At 72.2% G+C, this 16,605-nt stretch carries 21 protein-coding genes; 11 read left to right on the plus strand and 10 right to left on the minus strand.

What is annotated here, in order from left to right; translation table 11 throughout:
* Positions 1-31 precede the first annotated feature (31 nt).
* The 3 genes from ACZ63E_RS14690 (at position 32) to ACZ63E_RS14700 (ending at position 1,732) form a co-directional block, all read left to right on the plus strand.
* Entirely contained in the window at positions 32-439 is a 408-nt protein-coding gene (locus ACZ63E_RS14690; protein ID WP_465312623.1) for a M67 family metallopeptidase, read from the plus strand.
* 66 nt (positions 440-505) lie between these two features.
* The gene (locus tag ACZ63E_RS14695) at positions 506-778 is read left to right on the plus strand and encodes a MoaD/ThiS family protein (RefSeq protein WP_086679767.1); all 273 of its coding nucleotides are present in this window, start codon (positions 506-508) and stop codon (positions 776-778) included.
* A 3-nt stretch (positions 779-781) separates the two neighbouring features.
* A complete protein-coding gene (locus ACZ63E_RS14700; protein WP_465312622.1) occupies positions 782-1,732 on the plus strand; it encodes a PLP-dependent cysteine synthase family protein in 951 nt (316 codons plus the stop codon).
* A gap of 1 nt (position 1,733) precedes the next feature.
* Here the strand turns inward: ACZ63E_RS14700 and ACZ63E_RS14705 are convergent, their stop codons facing one another.
* Positions 1,734-2,561 carry an MBL fold metallo-hydrolase gene (locus ACZ63E_RS14705; protein ID WP_465336420.1) on the minus strand — a complete coding sequence of 276 codons (828 nt, stop codon included), beginning with the start codon at positions 2,559-2,561 and terminating at the stop codon, positions 1,734-1,736.
* Between the two features lie 9 nt (positions 2,562-2,570).
* On the opposite strand from ACZ63E_RS14705, the gene ACZ63E_RS14710 reads away from it, so the two are divergent.
* Positions 2,571-3,278: an aspartate/glutamate racemase family protein gene (locus tag ACZ63E_RS14710; RefSeq protein ID WP_465336421.1), complete on the plus strand. Its 708-nt coding sequence runs from the start codon at positions 2,571-2,573 to the stop codon at positions 3,276-3,278.
* A gap of 1 nt (position 3,279) precedes the next feature.
* Here the strand turns inward: ACZ63E_RS14710 and ACZ63E_RS14715 are convergent, their stop codons facing one another.
* Entirely contained in the window at positions 3,280-4,122 is an 843-nt protein-coding gene (locus ACZ63E_RS14715) for an arylamine N-acetyltransferase family protein (RefSeq protein WP_465336422.1), read from the minus strand.
* 92 nt (positions 4,123-4,214) lie between these two features.
* On the opposite strand from ACZ63E_RS14715, the gene ACZ63E_RS14720 reads away from it, so the two are divergent.
* The 5 genes from ACZ63E_RS14720 to rdgB are packed head-to-tail and all read left to right on the plus strand — an operon-like array spanning position 4,215 to position 7,870.
* Positions 4,215-4,865 (plus strand): rhomboid family protein, encoded by a 651-nt coding sequence (locus ACZ63E_RS14720; RefSeq protein ID WP_465336423.1) that lies wholly within the window; start codon positions 4,215-4,217, stop codon positions 4,863-4,865.
* Positions 4,862-5,668, plus strand: coding sequence for a glutamate racemase (gene murI, locus ACZ63E_RS14725; protein WP_465336424.1), 807 nt, complete (start codon positions 4,862-4,864; stop codon positions 5,666-5,668). Before ACZ63E_RS14720 ends, murI begins: the two co-directional genes overlap by 4 nt.
* A 29-nt stretch (positions 5,669-5,697) precedes the next feature.
* Entirely contained in the window at positions 5,698-6,465 is a 768-nt protein-coding gene (locus tag ACZ63E_RS14730; RefSeq protein WP_465336425.1) for an MBL fold metallo-hydrolase, read from the plus strand.
* A 23-nt stretch (positions 6,466-6,488) separates the two neighbouring features.
* Positions 6,489-7,265, plus strand: coding sequence for a ribonuclease PH (gene rph / locus ACZ63E_RS14735; RefSeq protein WP_155541338.1), 777 nt, complete (start codon positions 6,489-6,491; stop codon positions 7,263-7,265).
* The gene (rdgB, locus tag ACZ63E_RS14740) at positions 7,262-7,870 is read left to right on the plus strand and encodes an RdgB/HAM1 family non-canonical purine NTP pyrophosphatase (RefSeq protein ID WP_465336426.1); all 609 of its coding nucleotides are present in this window, start codon (positions 7,262-7,264) and stop codon (positions 7,868-7,870) included. Before rph ends, rdgB begins: the two co-directional genes overlap by 4 nt.
* Before the next feature lie 11 nt (positions 7,871-7,881).
* Here the strand turns inward: rdgB and ACZ63E_RS14745 are convergent, their stop codons facing one another.
* Genes ACZ63E_RS14745 through ACZ63E_RS14760 form a run of 4 tightly spaced genes read right to left on the minus strand, consistent with a single transcriptional unit; the run spans position 7,882 to position 11,352 of the window.
* Complete coding sequence (locus ACZ63E_RS14745; RefSeq protein WP_465336427.1) at positions 7,882-8,424, minus strand: hypothetical protein; 543 nt, start codon at positions 8,422-8,424, stop codon at positions 7,882-7,884.
* Between the two features lie 53 nt (positions 8,425-8,477).
* Positions 8,478-9,641, minus strand: a complete 1,164-nt coding sequence (locus ACZ63E_RS14750; RefSeq protein ID WP_465336428.1) for an ABC transporter permease — start codon at positions 9,639-9,641, stop codon at positions 8,478-8,480.
* Positions 9,638-10,309: an ABC transporter ATP-binding protein gene (locus ACZ63E_RS14755; protein ID WP_465303043.1), complete on the minus strand. Its 672-nt coding sequence runs from the start codon at positions 10,307-10,309 to the stop codon at positions 9,638-9,640. Before ACZ63E_RS14755 ends, ACZ63E_RS14750 begins: the two co-directional genes overlap by 4 nt.
* The gene (locus ACZ63E_RS14760; protein WP_465336429.1) at positions 10,306-11,352 is read right to left on the minus strand and encodes an efflux RND transporter periplasmic adaptor subunit; all 1,047 of its coding nucleotides are present in this window, start codon (positions 11,350-11,352) and stop codon (positions 10,306-10,308) included. Before ACZ63E_RS14760 ends, ACZ63E_RS14755 begins: the two co-directional genes overlap by 4 nt.
* Positions 11,353-11,431: 79 nt before the next feature.
* Here ACZ63E_RS14760 and ACZ63E_RS14765 point away from each other — a divergent pair, with 79 nt between their 5' ends.
* Entirely contained in the window at positions 11,432-12,124 is a 693-nt protein-coding gene (locus tag ACZ63E_RS14765) for a response regulator transcription factor (protein ID WP_465336430.1), read from the plus strand.
* On the plus strand, positions 12,114-13,874 hold the full coding sequence (locus tag ACZ63E_RS14770; protein WP_465336431.1) for a sensor histidine kinase: 1,761 nt from the start codon (positions 12,114-12,116) through the stop codon (positions 13,872-13,874). Before ACZ63E_RS14765 ends, ACZ63E_RS14770 begins: the two co-directional genes overlap by 11 nt.
* Here the strand turns inward: ACZ63E_RS14770 and ACZ63E_RS14775 are convergent.
* The 4 genes from ACZ63E_RS14775 to ACZ63E_RS14790 form a co-directional block, all read right to left on the minus strand.
* Positions 13,837-14,832 (minus strand): trypsin-like serine peptidase, encoded by a 996-nt coding sequence (locus ACZ63E_RS14775; RefSeq protein WP_465336432.1) that lies wholly within the window; start codon positions 14,830-14,832, stop codon positions 13,837-13,839. The genes ACZ63E_RS14770 and ACZ63E_RS14775 overlap by 38 nt on opposite strands.
* A 75-nt stretch (positions 14,833-14,907) precedes the next feature.
* Complete coding sequence (bcp, locus tag ACZ63E_RS14780) at positions 14,908-15,381, minus strand: thioredoxin-dependent thiol peroxidase (protein ID WP_465336433.1); 474 nt, start codon at positions 15,379-15,381, stop codon at positions 14,908-14,910.
* A 24-nt stretch (positions 15,382-15,405) separates the two neighbouring features.
* Positions 15,406-15,945: a hypothetical protein gene (locus ACZ63E_RS14785; protein WP_465336434.1), complete on the minus strand. Its 540-nt coding sequence runs from the start codon at positions 15,943-15,945 to the stop codon at positions 15,406-15,408.
* Positions 15,946-16,140: 195 nt separating this feature from the next.
* On the minus strand, positions 16,141-16,323 hold the full coding sequence (locus ACZ63E_RS14790; protein ID WP_465303057.1) for a hypothetical protein: 183 nt from the start codon (positions 16,321-16,323) through the stop codon (positions 16,141-16,143).
* Positions 16,324-16,605: the final 282 nt, after the last annotated feature.

The following is a 16,605-nucleotide window of genomic DNA, read 5'->3' on the forward strand; positions in this document are numbered from 1 at the left end:
ATTGTTCCCGTCCACCACCTAAGATGTCGGTGTGCTCCGGATTCGCCGTGAACTCGTCGACGAGATCGTCGCCCACGCCCGCCGTGACCACCCCGACGAAGCTTGCGGGGTGATCGCCGGGCCCGAGGGCAGTGACTCGCCGGAACGGTTCATCCCGATGCTCAACGCCGCGCGGTCGCCGACGTTCTACGAGTTCGATTCCGGTGACCTGCTGAAGCTCTACCGCGAGCTCGACGCGAACGACGAAGAGCCGGTGGTCATCTACCACTCGCACACCGCGACCGAGGCGTACCCGTCGCGGACCGACGCGTCGATCGCGGCCGAGCCCGGCGCGCACTACGTGCTCGTGTCGACCCGGGACCCCGAAGTGCACGAATTCCGCTCGTACCGGATCGTGGACGCCGAGATCACCGAGGAGCCGGTCGAGATCGTCGGCTGAGCCGTCTCGGAACAAACCGCGCGCCACCGGCGTCTGCGTGTAGGAACCCACCGGAGGTAAGAACCCATGGCCGTGACCGTCTCCATCCCGACGATCCTGCGCACCCACACCGGCGGCGAGAAGTCCGTCGAGGCGAAGGGCGCGACCGTGCTCGAGGTCATCGACGACGTCGAGTCCCGGCACGCCGGCATCAAGGGCCGCCTGGTGAAGGAAGAGAAGCTGCACCGCTTCATCAACGTCTACGTCAACGACGAGGACGTGCGCTTCGCCGGCGGGCTCGAGGCCGAGGTCAAGGACGGCGACACGCTGACCATCCTCCCCGCCGTGGCCGGTGGCTGATCGATGGCTCGCTTCGAGTCCCTGCTCGACGCGCTCGGCGGCACCCCGCTGGTCGGGCTGCCCCGGCTCTCGCCCACGCACGACGTGCGCCTGTGGGCGAAGCTGGAGGACCGCAACCCGACCGGCTCGATCAAGGACCGCCCCGCGCTGGCCATGATCGAAGCCGCCGAGCGTGAGGGAAGGCTGCGGCGCGGCTCCACGATCCTGGAGCCGACGTCGGGCAACACCGGCATCTCGCTGGCCATGGCCGCCAAGCTCAAGGGCTACGGGCTGGTCTGCGTGATGCCGGAGAACACCTCGACCGAGCGCAAGCAGCTGCTGCAGGCCTACGGCGCGCGGATCGTGTTCTCCCCGGCCGCGGGCGGCTCGAACGAGGCCGTCCGGCGGGCGAAGGAGCTGGCGGAGGCGAACCCGGAATGGGTGATGCTCTACCAGTACGGCAACCCGGCCAACGCCGACGCGCACTACCGCGGCACCGGCCCCGAGCTGCTCAAGGACCTGCCGACGCTGACGCACTTCGTCGGCGGCCTCGGCACGACCGGGACGCTCGTCGGCTGCGGCCGGTACCTGCACGAGGCGAAGCCGGACGTCCAGATCATCGCGGCCGAGCCGCGCTACGGCGAGCTGGTGTACGGCCTGCGCAACCTCGACGAGGGGTTCGTGCCGGAGCTGTACGACGCCAGCGTGCTCAACGGCCGGTACTCCGTCGGCGCGTACGACGCGCTGCGCCGGACGCGGGAGCTGCTGGAGCACGAAGGCATCTTCGCGGGCATCTCGACGGGCGCGGTGCTGCACGCGGCGCTCGCCGTCGCGGAGAAGGCCGCGGCGGCCGGCAAGCCCGCCGACGTCGCCTTCGTCGTCGCGGACGCCGGATGGAAGTACCTCTCGACCGGGGCTTACTCCGGCTCGCTCGACGAGGCCGCCGAGCGGCTCGACGGGCAGCTCTGGGCCTGAGTCACTCCGCCTTCCACAGCTCGGGCAGGGCGAGGTCGACGCCGTCGGCCTCGGCCAGCCGCTGGAAGGTGGCCATGGTCGTGCCCAGGTCGTCGACCAGCTTCGGCAGCAGCTTGAGCGGCTTCGACAGCGGGCGCCAGAAGGCGTCCCAGTGGATCGGCCGGACCTTGCGCGGGCCGAGCGCGCCGACCGTCTCCCGCCAGTACTCCTCGCGCCATTCCTCGGTCTGCTTTCCGGCGGCTCCGGCGCCCAGGTAGACGACGTCCGCGGTGTAGCCGGCCAGTGCGCCGGGCACGAAGTTCGCGGACGCGTGGACCAGGACGCTGCCCGCCGCGTGCGCGAAGTGGAACGAGTAGCACCGGCCGGTCTTGAACGCGCCGGTCTTCGCCGGTGGCCGGACGGGCTCGGTGATCTCGCCCGGGTAGCGGTCACCGGCGCTGTGCTCGGCTTCGACCGGGGTCACGGTGAAGGCGCCGAACTCGACGGGCTTGCCCGGCACCAGCTCCTCGAACGGCTCGGCGGCCAGGCCGTACCCCTCCTGGACTTTCCGGGTCGACGGCGAGCCGGCCAGCGTGGCGCCGGTCAGCTCGGCGACGACCGGCGCGTCGAGCACGTGGTCGACGTGCGAGTGCGCCACCACGACGGCGTCGAGCTTCGTGACGCCGAGGCGGCGCAGGGCCTCCTTGATCCGGCCGCGGTCCGGCGCCACGCGGGTCGCCAGCTTCAGCAGGGACGGCCGCGAGAAGAAGCCGTCGACCAGCACGGCGGAGCGGCCGTCGGTGACCAGCACGTTCGAGACCCCGGCGAACGTCGTGCGCAGTTCGGGCATGCTGTCAGCATGAAGGTCATCGGGCTGCTCGGCGGGATGAGCTGGGAATCTTCGGCCGAGTACTACCGGCTCGTAAACGAACGGGTGAAAGCCGCGCTCGGCGGGTTCCACTCGGCGCAAACGGTGCTCTACTCCGTCGACTTCGCCGCGATCGAGGCCATGCAGGCCGACGGCCGCTGGGACGACGCGGGCGCCGAGCTGAACCGGGCGGCTCGCGCACTCGAAGCCGCCGGGGCCGACTTCGTGGTGCTCTGCACCAACACCATGCACAAGGTCGCCGACCAGCTGACCGACGGCCTGGGCATCCCGTTGCTGCACCTCGCCGACGCGACGGCGGCCGCGGTCGAGGCCGCCGGGATCGGCCGGGTCGGCCTGCTCGGGACCGGGTTCACCATGAGCCAGCCGTTCTACCGCGACCGCCTCGCCGCGCACGGCCTCGACGTGCTCGTGCCCGGCGAGGAAGACCGCGACCTCGTGCATCGCGTGATCTACGACGAGCTCGTGCTCGGCGTGGTCAAACCCGAGTCCCGGGACGCCTACCGCGGCGTGATCGCACGGCTCGTCGAGGCGGGCGCCGAGGGAGTCATCTACGGCTGCACCGAGATCGAGCTGCTGGTCGGCCCCGAAGACGCCCCGGTGCCGACCTTCCCCACGACGCGGCTGCACGCCGAGGCCGCCGTCGACTACGCGCTCGGCAAGGCTCCGCTGCCCGCTTGAGTCACACCGCGACCACCGGCCCGCCGCTCGTGTGGACCTCGTGCTGGGCCACGACCTTCCGCCACAGCCGCTCGCGCTCCCCGGCGGTGAACAGGTCCGGCGTGATGCCGAAGACGTCCGCCGCGGCCGCCCACCAGGCTTCGGGCGTCTCGACCAGCTCCTTGGCGCCGTGGCGGTTCAGGGTCAGCGCCCGCAGCGTGTCGACGCCCGCCGCGTCCCGCCGCTGGATGACGCAGACCCGGACGAACCCGGACTCCGGGGACGTCGACAGGTACGCGTGCTTCTCCGCGAAGTCGGTCATCTCCGCGACGCCGGGCGCGAAGTCGAAGCCGACGAAGCTGCCCGCCGGGTCGTGGTCGAAGTGCCAGCCGCCCGGCGCCACCTCGGACGGCCGCAGCCGGTAGGTGTGCGGGCCCTGGGTGTACGAGCCCTCCCGCAGGGGCAGCGGCTCGTGGATGCCGTCGCCGAGGCCGGTGTCGACCAGCCACGACGTCTCCGGCTCGTCCGGCAGGCCTTCGACGGTCAGCGCCAAGTGGTTCCGGCCGATGTCCGGCGCGACGCCCGGCTCGCCCTGCACCCCGCCCAGATGGCGCGTGACCTGGTAACCGAGCTCGCGCAGCAGCGCCGAGAAGGCGCCGTTGAGGTGGTAGCAGTACCCGCCGCGGCCCCGCAGGATCCGCGCCAGCGACGCCGACGGCTCCAGCGGCGTCGGCCGCTCGAGCTGGATCTCCAAGGCCTCGTACGGCACGCGCTCGACGTGCGCCGCGTGCAGCCGCCGCAGCGCGTCCAGGCTCGGCGGCTCCGCTTCGAGGCCGAGCCGCGCCAGGTAACCGGTGACGTTCATGCCGGCCACGCTAGCGACGGGCACCGACAAAACCCCGGATCAGGGATTTCACCCGAGGCGGGGCCGCCGAACACCGACGTAGCCTCGAAGACGTGAGCACCTTGCCCGTGAACCCGGCCCCGGAATCCGACGTCCGCAAGCGCGTGCTGCCGCCGAAACCGAAGGCGGCCGCGCTCGTGGCGCTGTCGTTCGTCGTCGTGCTGTACCTGGTCGAGCTGGTGGACGTGATCCTGCCCGGCGACCTCGACCAGGGCGGCATCATCTCCCGCAAGCTCTCCGGACTGGACGGCGTCCTGTTCGCGCCGGTGCTGCACGCCGGCTGGTCGCACCTGTTCGCGAACACGGTGCCCGTGCTGGTGTTCTCCTTCCTCGCGATGGCGGCCGGGATCGGCCGGTTCGCGCTGGTCACGGCCATCATCTGGGTGCTGTCCGGGCTCGGGGTGTGGCTGGCCGGGCCGTCGGACACGGTGACCGTCGGCGCGTCGGGGCTGGCCTTCGGCTGGCTCGCCTACCTGCTGGTCCGCGGCATCTTCAACCGCGCGGCGGGCCAGATCCTGGTCGCCGTCGTCCTGCTGGGCGTGTGGAGCGGGATGCTGGCCGGGCTGCTGCCGGGCAACCCCGGCGTCTCCTGGCAGGGGCACGTGTTCGGCGCGCTGGCCGGGGTCCTCGCGGCCTGGCTGACCAGCCGCACCGGCAAGTCCGCGAAAACGGAGCCCGCGGCCCCGGGTAACCTCGGGGTGTGACGTCCCCGCCCGCTGATGCCCCGATCGGCGTGTTCGATTCCGGCGTCGGCGGGCTGACGGTCGCGAGGGCGATCCTCGAGCAGCTGCCCGCCGAGCAGCTCCGCTACGTCGGCGACACCGCGCACAACCCGTACGGCCCGCTCCCGATCGCCACCGCCCGCAGCTACGCGCTCGCGGCCTTCGACGAACTCGTCGAGAGTGGCGTGAAGGCACTGGTCATCGCCTGCAACACCGCGTCCGCGGCCTGCCTGCGTGACGCTCGCGAGCGCTACGACGTCCCGGTGATCGAGGTCGTCCTGCCCGCCGCGCGCCGCGCCGTCGTCGCCACGCACACCGGCCGGGTCGGGGTGATCGGCACCGAAGGCACCGTGCGCTCGCGCGCCTACGAAGACGCGTTCGCCGCGGCGCCGGGCATCACGCTCACCAGCGTCGCCTGCCCGCGGTTCGTCGACTTCGTCGAGCGTGGCATCACCTCCGGCCGCCAGGTGCTCGGGCTCGCGCAGGGCTACCTCCAGCCGTTGCTCGACGCCGAGGTCGACACGCTCGTGCTCGGTTGCACGCACTACCCGCTCCTGCAGGGGGTGCTGCAGATCGTGATGGGCCAGGAGGTCACGCTCGTCTCGAGCGCCGAGGAGACGGCGAAGGACCTCGTGCGCGTCCTCACCGAGCAGGACCTGCTGACGACCAGGGACACCCCGCCGCGGCACGAGTTCCTCGCCACCGGCTCGGCCGAGCCGTTCACCCGGCTCGCCCAGCGGTTCATGGGGTTCGCCCCGGGTGTCCTCGCTCCCACCACCGCGTGATGAGACCTTCCGGCGCTTAGGGTGGCGACGTGCGACTGACCATCCTCGGGTGCTCCGGCAGCATCCCCGGGCCGAACACCGCCGCGTCCGGTTACCTGGTCGAGGCCGAGGGCTTCCTGCTCGGCCTCGAACTGGGCAACGGCACGCTGGCGCAGCTGCAGGCCGTGGCCGACCCGTTCGACCTGGACGCGCTCGTGCTCACGCACCTGCACCCCGACCACTGCGCCGACGTCAGCGCGCTCACCGTCCTGCGGCGCTACCACCCGGCGCCGCCGTACCCGGCGCGCCCGCGGCTGCTGCCGCTGTACGCGCCGCCGGACGCGCCGGTCCGGCTCGCGAACGCGTACGCGCCGAACGAGACCGAGCGGGCCGTCACGGACCTCTCGGACGTCTACGCGTTCCACCCGCTGCGGGCGGAGCCGTTCCGGATCGGGCCGTTCGAGGTCGTCGCGGTCGAGGTCGACCACCCGACGCCGGCGTTCGGCGTGCGCCTCTCCTACGGCGGCCGGATCCTCGCCTTCACCGGCGACACCGGGCCGTGCCGGGCGCTGAACGAGCTCGCCGACGGTGTCGACCTGCTGCTCGCCGAGGCGTCGTGGACGGACTCGGCCGAGCGCCCGGCCGGGGTGCACCTGTCCGGCAGGCAGGCCGGCGAGCTGGCGCGCGACGCCGGCGTCGGCCGCCTGCTGCTGACGCACATCGCGCCGTGGACGGACGCGGGCGCGGTGCTGGCCGAGGCGTCGGCCGAGTTCCCCGGGGCCGAGGTCGTCAAGCAGGGTGCCGTCTACGACGTGTGAACGCCCGGTTCTAGAGTGCTCACGTGGCTCGAAAAGATGGCAGGAACGACGACCAGCTCCGGGACATCAAGATCACGCGGGGCTTCCAGCAGTGGCCTGCCGGGTCGGTGCTGATCGAATTCGGCAACACGCGGGTGCTGTGCGCGGCGAGCGTCACCGAAGGGGTGCCGCGCTGGCGGGCCGGTTCGGGCCTCGGCTGGGTGACGGCCGAGTACGCGATGCTGCCGTCCGCGACCAACACCCGCGGTGACCGCGAGTCGGTGAAGGGCCGCATCGGTGGCCGCACCCACGAGATCTCACGGCTGATCGGCCGTTCGCTGCGCGCCTGCATCGACCTGGCGGCGCTGGGCGAGAACACGATCGTCATCGACTGCGACGTCATCCAGGCCGACGGCGGCACGCGCACGGCCGCGGTGACCGGCGGGTACGTGGCGCTGGCGGACGCGATCACGTGGCTGGGCGCGGCGAACCGCCTCAACGACCCGCAGCCGCTGTCGTCGTCGGTGGCGGCGGTGAGCGTCGGCGTGGTCGACGGCCGGGTGCGCCTCGACCTGCCGTACGAGGAGGACTCGCGCGCCGAGGTCGACATGAACGTGGTGGCGACGGACGCGGGCACCCTGATCGAGGTCCAGGGCACCGGCGAGGGCGCGACCTTCGCCCGGTCCACATTGGACAAGATGCTCGACCTGGCCCAGGCGGGTTGCGAAGAGCTGACCCGCCTGCAGAACGAGGCGCTGGCGCTGCCGTACCCGGGCGAGCTGCCGGAGCCGCGTCCGGACAAGAAGAAGGGCTCGAAGTGACGAAGCTGCTTCTGGCCACGCGGAACGAGAAGAAGCTCGGCGAGCTGCGGCGGATCCTTGCCGCGGAAGGGATCTCCGGGCTGGAGGTCATCGGTCTCGCGGACGTGCCTTCGTTCCCGGAGGCCCCGGAGACCGCGCCGGACTTCGAGGGCAATGCGGTGGCGAAGGCCCGGGACGCCGTGGCGGCGTGCGGGCTGCCCGCCATCGCTGACGACTCGGGCATCGCGATCGACGCGTTGAACGGGATGCCGGGGGTGCTGTCGGCCCGGTGGTCGGGCCGGCACGGCGACGACGAGGCGAACCTGGAGCTGGTGCTGGGGCAGCTCGGGGATGTTCCCGACGAGCGCCGGGGAGCGCAGTTCGTCTGCGCGGCGGCGTTCGTGTTGGTGTCCGGCGAGGAGACGGTGGTCCGCGGCGAATGGCGCGGGACGATGGTGCGCGCGCGGCGGGGGACGAACGGGTTCGGGTACGACCCGATCTTCCAGCCGGACGGGGAGTCGCGGACGTCGGCGGAGCTGGAGCCGGCGGAGAAGGACGCGGTTTCCCACCGGGGGCGGGCTTTGCGGGCGTTGTTGCCGGCCTTGCGGGAGCTGGCGGAGGGCTAGACCCGCTCGGGTCACTTGTCGCTCGGGCCGAGGATCGCCACTTCGCAGTCGTGTTCGATCTTGTCCGCGTTGGGCGGCTGGGAGTCGCTCGAGTACGTCCACGGCGACTCGTCGTTGTCCGGGGTCTCGACCACGTGCATGCCCTTGTCGTTCATGCACTGGACCCACTTGTGCATGTTGTCCTGGTACGCCGGGTTCTCGCGGTCCATGCCCCACGGCAGCAGCGGCAGCTTCGAACGGCACGCGTCACCCGCGTCCTTGTGGTCGGCGCTCCACTTCTTCGCGCCTTCGATGCTGTTCGGCTGGGTGTCGACGTCCGCGCCGTGGTCCTTCATGCACGTGCGCCACGGCTCGATCAGGCGCTGGGACTCCTCCGCCGTCTCGTCGACGCGGTGGCGGGGGCGGCCGCCGTCCGCGTCCGTCGACGGGGTGACCGAGGTGGACGACGACGAAGGCGTCGACAGCGAAGCCACCTGCGGCGCGGCGGGCGGGGGTGCGGAACACGCGGCCAGACCGAGGGCCACGGCGGGGAGGAGCAACCAGCGAAGTGCCATGGCGCCAGCATGACCGGCGCTTTTCAGGAACTCGTGAGCACGCCGTGAGCGACTCATGCCAGCGCCTGCGTCGGCGGCATCCGCGCGGCCCGCAGCGACGGGTGCAACCCCGCCAGCACCCCGACGACGAGCGCCCCGAGCACGCCGCCCGCGACCGCCGGGACCGGGATCACCGGTGGCCACCCCTGGTACGTCACGTATCCCAGCGTGCCCAGCACCCCCAGCACCGTCCCCGCGAAGCCGCCGAGGCCCGACAGCGCCACGGCTTCGGTGAGGAACTGGTCGCGGATGTTCCCGCGCGTCGCGCCCAGCGCGCGGCGCAGGCCGATCTCACGACGGCGTTCCAGCACCGAGACGAACATCGTGTTCGCGACGCCGACCCCGCCGACCAGCAGTGCCACGCCGGCCAGCCCGAGGAACAGCGCCGAAAACGCTGTCTGCGTCGCCTGTTTCGCCGCCAGCGCGTCCGAGGGCCGGGACACCTGGACCAGACCCGGCAACGCGGGGTTCAGCGTCGCCGGCAGCACCGCGCGGACGTCGCCGATCGCGTCTTCGCGCGCCTTCACGTACACCACCGTCGGGTGCCCGTCGAAACCCAGGAACCGCTTGGCCGAGTCCCAGCCGACCAGCACCGCGCGCTCGACGTCCGGCGCCAGCGGCATCGGCGCGAGCACCCCGCCGACGGTGTACCAGGTCGTCCCGATCAGCACGACCGGCGGCGGCTGCCCCGGCACGACCCGCGGGATCCCGAGCCGCGATGCCGCGACGTACCCGAGGGTCACCAGGGGCAGCGCGCCGTCGTCGAAGCGTCCTGATTGGACTGTCCCGTTGAGAGCGTCCAGCAGGCCGGGTGACGCGGCCAGCACCGCGAGTCCCGAGCCGTCCTGGGGGTCGACGTGGTCGGACCGGCGGACGACGGCGTGTGTGTTCGCGACGGCCGCCGCCGTGGTCACCGGCCCGATCCGCCGGACACTGCCCACCGCCGACTCCGGCAGCACCACCGGCGGGGTCTGGTTCGGCTGCGGTTCGGCGCGCAGCATGTTCGTGCCGAGCGCGGTCAGCCGGTCGAGCAGCGCCGCCTGGCTCGACGCTGGGATGCCGGTGACCACGATCAGCGTCGCGATGCCGAGAGCGATCCCGAGCGCGGACAGCACCGCCCGCAGCGGCCGGGTCCGGACCCCCAGCAGGCCCAGGCCGAGCACGTCGGCGGGCGTCACGCCGAATCCCCGACGATCCGGCCGTCGCGGAACTCGACGCGCCGCGGCAGCCGGGCGGCGATGTCCCGGTCGTGCGTGATGACGGCGATTGTCGTGCCCTCGGCGTGCAGGCCGGTCAGCAGGTCGAGCACGGCCTCGCCGTTCGTGGTGTCCAGGGCGCCGGTCGGCTCGTCGGCCAGCACCAGCGCGGGGCTGTTGACGACGGCGCGGGCGATCGCGACACGCTGGCGTTCGCCGCCGGAGAGCTCGTGTGGCCGGTGCGAGACGCGGTGCGCGAGCCCGACCCGGCCGAGCGCCTCCAGCGCCATCGGACGGCGAAGGCGGCGCGGCACACCCGCGTACAGCAGGCCGGTCGCCACGTTGTCCACTGCGGACAGTCCGTCGGTGAGGTGGAACTGCTGGAACACGAACCCCAGCCGGCGCCCCCGCAGCGCCGACACCGCGCGGTCGGACAACGTCGTGACGTCGTCACCGCCCAGGGAAACCGTTCCGGACGTCGGCCGGTCGAGCGTGCCGGCGATGTGCAGCAACGTCGACTTCCCGGAGCCGGACGGCCCGGTGATCGCCAGCAGCTCGCCGTCGGACACAGTCAGGGTGACGTCGTCGAGCGCGACGACGTCACCGGGGTAGCGCTTGCCGACCCCGCGCAGGGCCAGGACCGGCGTCACGACGTCGTCACCACCTGCAGGCCTTCGGTGATCCCCGCGCCGCTGACCTCGACGAGGTCCCGCGCGAACATCCCGGTCTTGACCGGCTTCAGCGTCCCGTCCGGCAGTTGCACGGCGTACCCGCCTTCGCGCAACGCCAGCAGCGCGCCGACCGGCACCGCGAGCACTCCCGCGTGCGTCTCGGTGGCGATCCGCACCTCGACGGACGCCGAATCGAGGTCGGCGACGGCCTTCGGGTCGTCCGGGCCGACCGTGACGTTCACCTTGGGCGGCCCCTGCGGCCCGCCTTCGGGGGTGCCCGTGACGTCCGTGCTCACGGACGTCACCTTGCCGGGGACCGCCGCGCCGTCCGGCCGGACCACCGTCACCGGCGCGCCCGTCTTGATCGCCGCGACGTCCGAAGCGGACACCGGCGCGACCACGACCTTCACCGTCGGCGTGACCGTGAGCAGCGGTCCGGCGACCGGGTCGCCGGGCTGGGCGGTCACGGAGTTGACCCGCTCCGGCCCGGGCAGGACGGCGACCTGCCCGACGTCGAGGGTTCCGGTTTCGTCGAGCCCGGCCTTCTTCTGCCACTTCTTCAGGGTTTCGGCAAACGTGAACGCTTTCGGGTGACCCACGGCGTAACCGAGCGCCTTCAGGTTGGCCGCGACGACGTCGACGTCCGGCCCGGTGAGGTCCGGGTTGTCGAGCTTGCGGAACAGCGGGGTGTCGCCGAAAAAGACCGGCACCGGCCGTCCGTCCACCGAGTACAGCGCCATTCCGCGCTGCGCGACGTCGCCGACCGCGGGCAGTTTGGTCACGGTCCCGGCTCCGCCGCCCTTCAGCGGCGCCGGCGTGCCGAACCCGAGGGTGCCGGTGAACGACTGGGTGTTCGCCAGGTCCGTCTTGCGCACGGCGACGGTGGTGACGGCGGGCGGCGGCGCGGCGGCGGGAGCCGTCCCGCGGCCGTGGTCGAGCACGAAGAACGCACTCGCGCCCAGCACGGCGACCACCACGACGGTGACGGCCGCCCACCGGCCACCCGATCGGGTCGATCTCATGGCGTCACGCTCGCAGCGGAATGTCAGGGACCGGTCAGGAAACCGTGGTCTTCCGGTAGCCGCGCCTATATTCGGGATCATGTGCGCCCACATCGTGCTGGCCGAGGACGACGTCAAGCAGGCCGAACTCGTCCGGCGCTACCTCGAGCGGGAGCGGCACACGGTGGTCGTCGTCGGCGACGGCGTGGCCGCGCTCGACCTGGTCCGCCGGCACCCGCCGGACCTGCTCGTGCTCGACGTGATGCTGCCCGGCGTGGACGGTCTCGAGATCTGCCGCGTGGTGCGGGCCGAGTCCGACCTTCCGGTGCTGATGCTCACCGCGCGGTCCACAGAGGACGATCTGCTCGCGGGGCTCGACCTCGGCGCCGACGACTACGTCACCAAGCCGTTCAGCCCGCGCGAGCTGATGGCGCGGATCCGGACGCTGCTGCGCCGCACCGCCCCGGCGCGCCCCGGCGGCACGACGAGGGTGGGCACGCTGACCGTCGACCCCGTGCGGCACCAGGTGACCGTCGACGGCCGGGCGATCGACTGCACACCGGGGGAGTTCCGGCTGCTGGAGCTGATGGCGACCCAGCCCGAGCGGGTCTTCACCCGCGGCCAGCTCCTGGAGCACCTGCACGGCTTCGACCGCTACATCACCCAGCGCGCGATCGACGTGCACGTGATGAACCTGCGCAAGAAGATCGAGGACCGGCCGCGGCGCCCGGCGCGGCTGCTGACCGTCTACGGCGTCGGGTACAAGCTGACCGCGGGCGCCGATGCGCCGTAGCCTCCTCCTGCGGTTGTTCGTGCTGTCCGCGCTGGTCGCGGTGGCCTCGATCGCCGCGACCGCGTGGCTCGCCGCGCGCACGACGTCCGGCGCCATCCGGCAGGAGCAGGGCCAGGCGCTGGCCGACGACGGGAACATCTACCGCGGGCTGCTGAAGTACGCCGCGACCCACCCGGACTGGCGCGGTGTCGCCGACCAGGTCCGCGGCACCGCCGCGACCACCGGCCGCCGGGTCGCCCTGACGCTCACCGACGGCACCCCGGTCGTCGACTCCGCCACGGACGGCAGGCCGCTGCCGCTGCGGCCGTCGATCGTCGTCGACCCGCTGTCGGTCGACTCGGGGCTGGGGCAGGACACCACCGCCGACCGGATCGACCCGGACGCGGTCGGCCCGTACGCGCTCCCCGACGCCGACCGCGCGTACCTCGGCGCGCTCGCCCAGCGCGTGCTGCGGTGCGTCCAGGGCCGCTCGGGGGCAGGCACGGTCGAGACGTCGCCGGGCGGGCACCCGCGGATCGAGGGCGCCGACCCGTTTGTGCTGTCCTCCTGCAACGGCAGCACGCTCAGCCTGCCGACGAAGACCGAGCAGAAGGCGCTGGACCAGCTGTCGACGCTGGTCAACGCGTGTCTCAACCGCGGGCCCGAGTCGAAGCCGCTGGCCCAGGTCCAGGTGCTGCTCGACTTCACGTGGGTGCACAAGGGCGTCGCGGCCGAGGAGTCCGAGCAGGCCACGCAGTCGTGCGTGAACGCGGCGCGCCGGGAGCAGCTGACGCCGTTCGTCGCGCCGGCCGCGTCGCTCTACCTCACCGCGCCCTCGGGCGAGCCGCCCGCGGGGTTCACGCTGTCGCCGGAGAACCAGGTCCGGCTCTTCCAGGTCGCGGGCGGCATCCTGCTGCTGACGCTGCTGGTCACCGTGTTCGCCGGGCTCCGCCTGATCCGGCCGCTGCGCGCGCTCACCGGCGCGGCGCAGCGGATGGAGGCGGGCGAGACCGGCGCGCAGGTGAAGGTGCGCGGGGGCGACGAGATCGCCCGGCTCGGCACCGCGTTCAACGCCATGTCGGCCAGCCGGGAACGCCTGGAAGAGACGCGCAAGGCGATGGTCAGCGACATCGCGCACGAGCTGCGCACGCCGTTGAGCAACATCCGCGGCTGGCTCGAAGCGACCCAGGACGGCATCAGCACACTCGACGACGAGCTCATCGACTCGCTGCTCGAAGAGGCCGTCCACCTGCAGCACATCGTCGACGACCTGCAGGACCTCGCGCTCGCCGACGCCGGCGCGCTGCGGCTGCACCCGGAGCCGGTCGACGCGGCGCACCTGCTGGCCCAGGTCGCCGCCGCGCACCGGCCGGCGGGCGTCTCGCTTGCGGTCGAGACGCCCGCCTCGCTGGTGCTGACCGCCGACCCGGTGCGGCTGCGCCAGGCTGTCGGCAACCTCGTGTCCAACGCCGTCCGGCACACCCCCGAGGGCGGTTCGGTGGTGCTGCGCGGGCGTCTCGACGACGGCGACGTGGTCATCGAGGTCGCCGACACCGGCGCCGGGATCGCCGCCGAGGACCTTCCGCACGTGTTCGACCGGTTCTGGCGCGCCGACAAGGCCCGCACCCGGGGGACCGGCGGCAGCGGCCTCGGGCTGGCGATCGTCCGGAAGCTCGCGGAGGCCCACGGCGGGACCGCGACCGCGGCTTCCGTGCCCGGTCAGGGCGCGACGTTCACGCTGCGGCTGCCCGCCGGTACAGCGGCTCAGTGATCTTCGCCGTGAACTGCGGGCCGAAGAGGTACCGCGTGCAGTCCGGTGTCTGGTCGAGGCAGAGTTCGCCGTCAGGCCTGAGGTACCAGCCTTCGGTGTCGACGCCGACGACCACGCCGTAGCCGGTCTTCTCCGAGAACGACGTCAGGCGCGGGCCGCCGCTGGAGCCGCCGCCCATGTCGCACGGCACGCCCCACTGGCCGCGTGGCATCTCGACTTCGGCGTTGCCCGGGTTCTCCTTCGGCGTGCCCCAGCAGTGCGCGACGCGCTGCCCGGTGAACTCCGGGCGGCCCTGGTGACCGGGCTGTTTCGCCGCTCGCGGGTACCCGAACTCCTGCGCCGGGAGGTTGCCGGGCAGGCCGATGCCGAGCGGCTGCGCGGCCTTCGTGACGTCGGCGGCTCGGCGGCCGTGCGCGTCCGGGTTGAGGACGAGGAACGCCTGGTCGTGGCCGTTTTGCTGGTCGTCGGTGACCCAGGTCGAGTCGGCGAACGCGGTCCGCGCGACGAACTCGCCGTAGGGCCGGGTGTTGTCGCGGAAACCGGGGACGAACAGCAGCTTGTCCGTCCACTGTGGATCGTTGCCGATCAGGTCCATCGTGTGCACGCAGTGCCCGGCGGTGACGATCGTGGCCCGGTTGGCCGCCGCGACCAGCGTCGCGGTGCAGCTTTCGTCCTCACCGCGGTCGACGAAGAACAGCCGGCCGATCGTGCGGTCGACCGCGGTGCCGGCGGCGAACCCGGCGCCGTCCGGGCCGTCGGCCGGGGGTGTGCCGGGTGCCGACGGGCCGGTCGGCATGGCGGCGACGCGCTCGGGCGTCCAGTAGTCGAGCACGGCCTGACGCTCGGCGGCCGACACCGCCAGATCGTGCGTGACGACGGTGTCGGCGGCCTGCGCCGGTGGTGCGCCGAGGCTCGCCGCCAGGGTGACGGCGGCGAGGATTGTGGTTGCCTGGAACAAGGTTCCTCCCTTGGGTAGCCCAGGCAGCGTCCCGAAAGGGTGTGTGGAACCGGTGAGCGAGCGGTCAGGCGGTGATCAGGAGGCGACGCCGAGGTCGCGGATCAGCTTGGCCACGTGCCCGGTCGCGCGGACGTTGTAGAAGGCGTGCGCGATCTTGCCGTCCGGGTCGACGACGAAGGTCGAGCGGATCACGCCGAGGTAGGTCTTGCCGTAGTTCTTCTTCTCGCCGTACGCGCCCCAGGCCTCGATGACCGACTTCTCCGGGTCGCCCAGCAGCGGGAAGGTCAGCTTCTCGTTCTCGGCGAACTTCGCGAGCTTCGCCTGCGTGTCCGGCGAAACGCCGATGACCTGGTAGCCGGCGTCGTTCAGCTCGGCGAGGTTGTCGCGGAAGTCGCAGGCCTGCTTCGTGCAGCCCGGGGTGCTCGCCGCCGGGTAGAAGTACACGACGACGGACTGGCCGCGGAAGTCGCGCAGCGACACCTCCTTGCCCTCGCTGTCGGGCAGGGTGAGGTCCGGGGCGTCGTCACCCGGGGAAAGGCGCTCGGTCATGGCATCGAGCCTAGCCGCGACAGGTCAGGCGGGACCGCAGTAGGTGACCGCCATGGCCTCGGTCGCGCTCGGCCGGACCTGCAGGCGCAGCTGCGTCTGCTCCTGCGGCACCGCGAAGGCCAGCGTGACGTGCACCGAGCGGCCCGGCAGCACGTCCTTGCCCGCGTCGGTGATGCCGGTGAAACCCTGCGTCGTGTCGACGACCTGCTTGACCGTGGACCCGGCGGAGGTGGCGCTGACGGTGAGGCCCGAGAGCTTGTACGTCGTCGCGCCGTTGTTGGTCAGCTGGACGTCGAAGGCCGCGCCGCGCGGGCTCTGCGGGTACGCCGACGTGCTGGGCTTGAACGACTGGGGCGAGCCGACGGAGATGGTGAGGCCGCTGGTGAACCGGTGGTCGGCGCCGAACTTGAGGTCGTTGCCCGCCTGCGCCGCGCTGGCGCCCGCGGGACCGCCGCCCGCGCCGAGCGCCGCGGTGCCTTCCTGAGCCGCCGGGACCCCGCACGCCACCGCCAGGGAAAGCAGTCCTGTGGTGAACATGATCTTGCACGTGCGCGCGAGCGCCATCGCGGGTACTCCAGTCGGGGTGTTCGGGGGTGGCCGTTCGGCATCGGGGGCGTGCCGGGCGAACCCGCTCCACTCTGGCCGTGATCGCGCGTGGTTACGAGGCAACACGGGGGGTTGTCGCGCACCTGGTGCCGCCCCGTGGCCAATCCGTGACCGGAACGGCACGGGTGGTGACAATCACTCCCGACATGCCACTTAAACGGCGAGGGCGAACAACAGGATGAAGATCGCCACCCCGAACACCCAGGCGGCCATCAACCAGCCGAAATCCCGCACGGGATCCACCGCGCGGCTCTCCTCGCCGGGCACGTAGACACCCCGGCCTTCGAACCAGTCGGCCCAGCGGGCGAACCACCGCAACGGATTGCGCGACGACACGTTTCACCTCCGGGACCGGCTCTCCTGTCACAGTACGGGTTCGCCGGGGGATACCGAAAGGTGCGTGGCCGCTCACTGTCGGTGAGCTGATCTTCCACGGTCGGGTGAGGTTGGGTGGTGGTCGTGTAGCAGTTTTTGACCTTCGGTTCGGCTCTGCGATCAGCCCTCGCGCTCGGCGGCTGCTGCACCCCGGGGGCGAGCGTGGGGGGGGGGGGGAGGGGGGGGGGGGGGGGGGCCACGCAGGAGGGCTTCTCTTCCTCCCTTCCTTCGGTCGTCCTGGGG

This window comes from Amycolatopsis sp. NPDC104819 (genome assembly GCF_055583145.1).

Excerpts from the sequence above, each read along its gene's own strand:
- ACZ63E_RS14695 (WP_086679767.1), top strand. The coding sequence starts at position 506 with ATGGCCGTGACCGTCTCCATCCCGACGATCCTGCGCACCCACACCGGC.
- ACZ63E_RS14700 (WP_465312622.1), top strand. The coding sequence starts at position 782 with ATGGCTCGCTTCGAGTCCCTGCTCGACGCGCTCGGCGGCACCCCGCTG.
- ACZ63E_RS14705 (WP_465336420.1), bottom strand. The coding sequence starts at position 2,561 with ATGCCCGAACTGCGCACGACGTTCGCCGGGGTCTCGAACGTGCTGGTC.
- ACZ63E_RS14710 (WP_465336421.1), top strand. The coding sequence starts at position 2,571 with ATGAAGGTCATCGGGCTGCTCGGCGGGATGAGCTGGGAATCTTCGGCC.
- ACZ63E_RS14715 (WP_465336422.1), bottom strand. The coding sequence starts at position 4,122 with ATGAACGTCACCGGTTACCTGGCGCGGCTCGGCCTCGAAGCGGAGCCG.
- ACZ63E_RS14745 (WP_465336427.1), bottom strand. The coding sequence starts at position 8,424 with ATGGCACTTCGCTGGTTGCTCCTCCCCGCCGTGGCCCTCGGTCTGGCC.
- ACZ63E_RS14760 (WP_465336429.1), bottom strand. The coding sequence starts at position 11,352 with ATGAGATCGACCCGATCGGGTGGCCGGTGGGCGGCCGTCACCGTCGTG.
- ACZ63E_RS14765 (WP_465336430.1), top strand. The coding sequence starts at position 11,432 with ATGTGCGCCCACATCGTGCTGGCCGAGGACGACGTCAAGCAGGCCGAA.
- ACZ63E_RS14770 (WP_465336431.1), top strand. The coding sequence starts at position 12,114 with ATGCGCCGTAGCCTCCTCCTGCGGTTGTTCGTGCTGTCCGCGCTGGTC.
- bcp (WP_465336433.1), bottom strand. The coding sequence starts at position 15,381 with ATGACCGAGCGCCTTTCCCCGGGTGACGACGCCCCGGACCTCACCCTG.
- ACZ63E_RS14785 (WP_465336434.1), bottom strand. The coding sequence starts at position 15,945 with ATGGCGCTCGCGCGCACGTGCAAGATCATGTTCACCACAGGACTGCTT.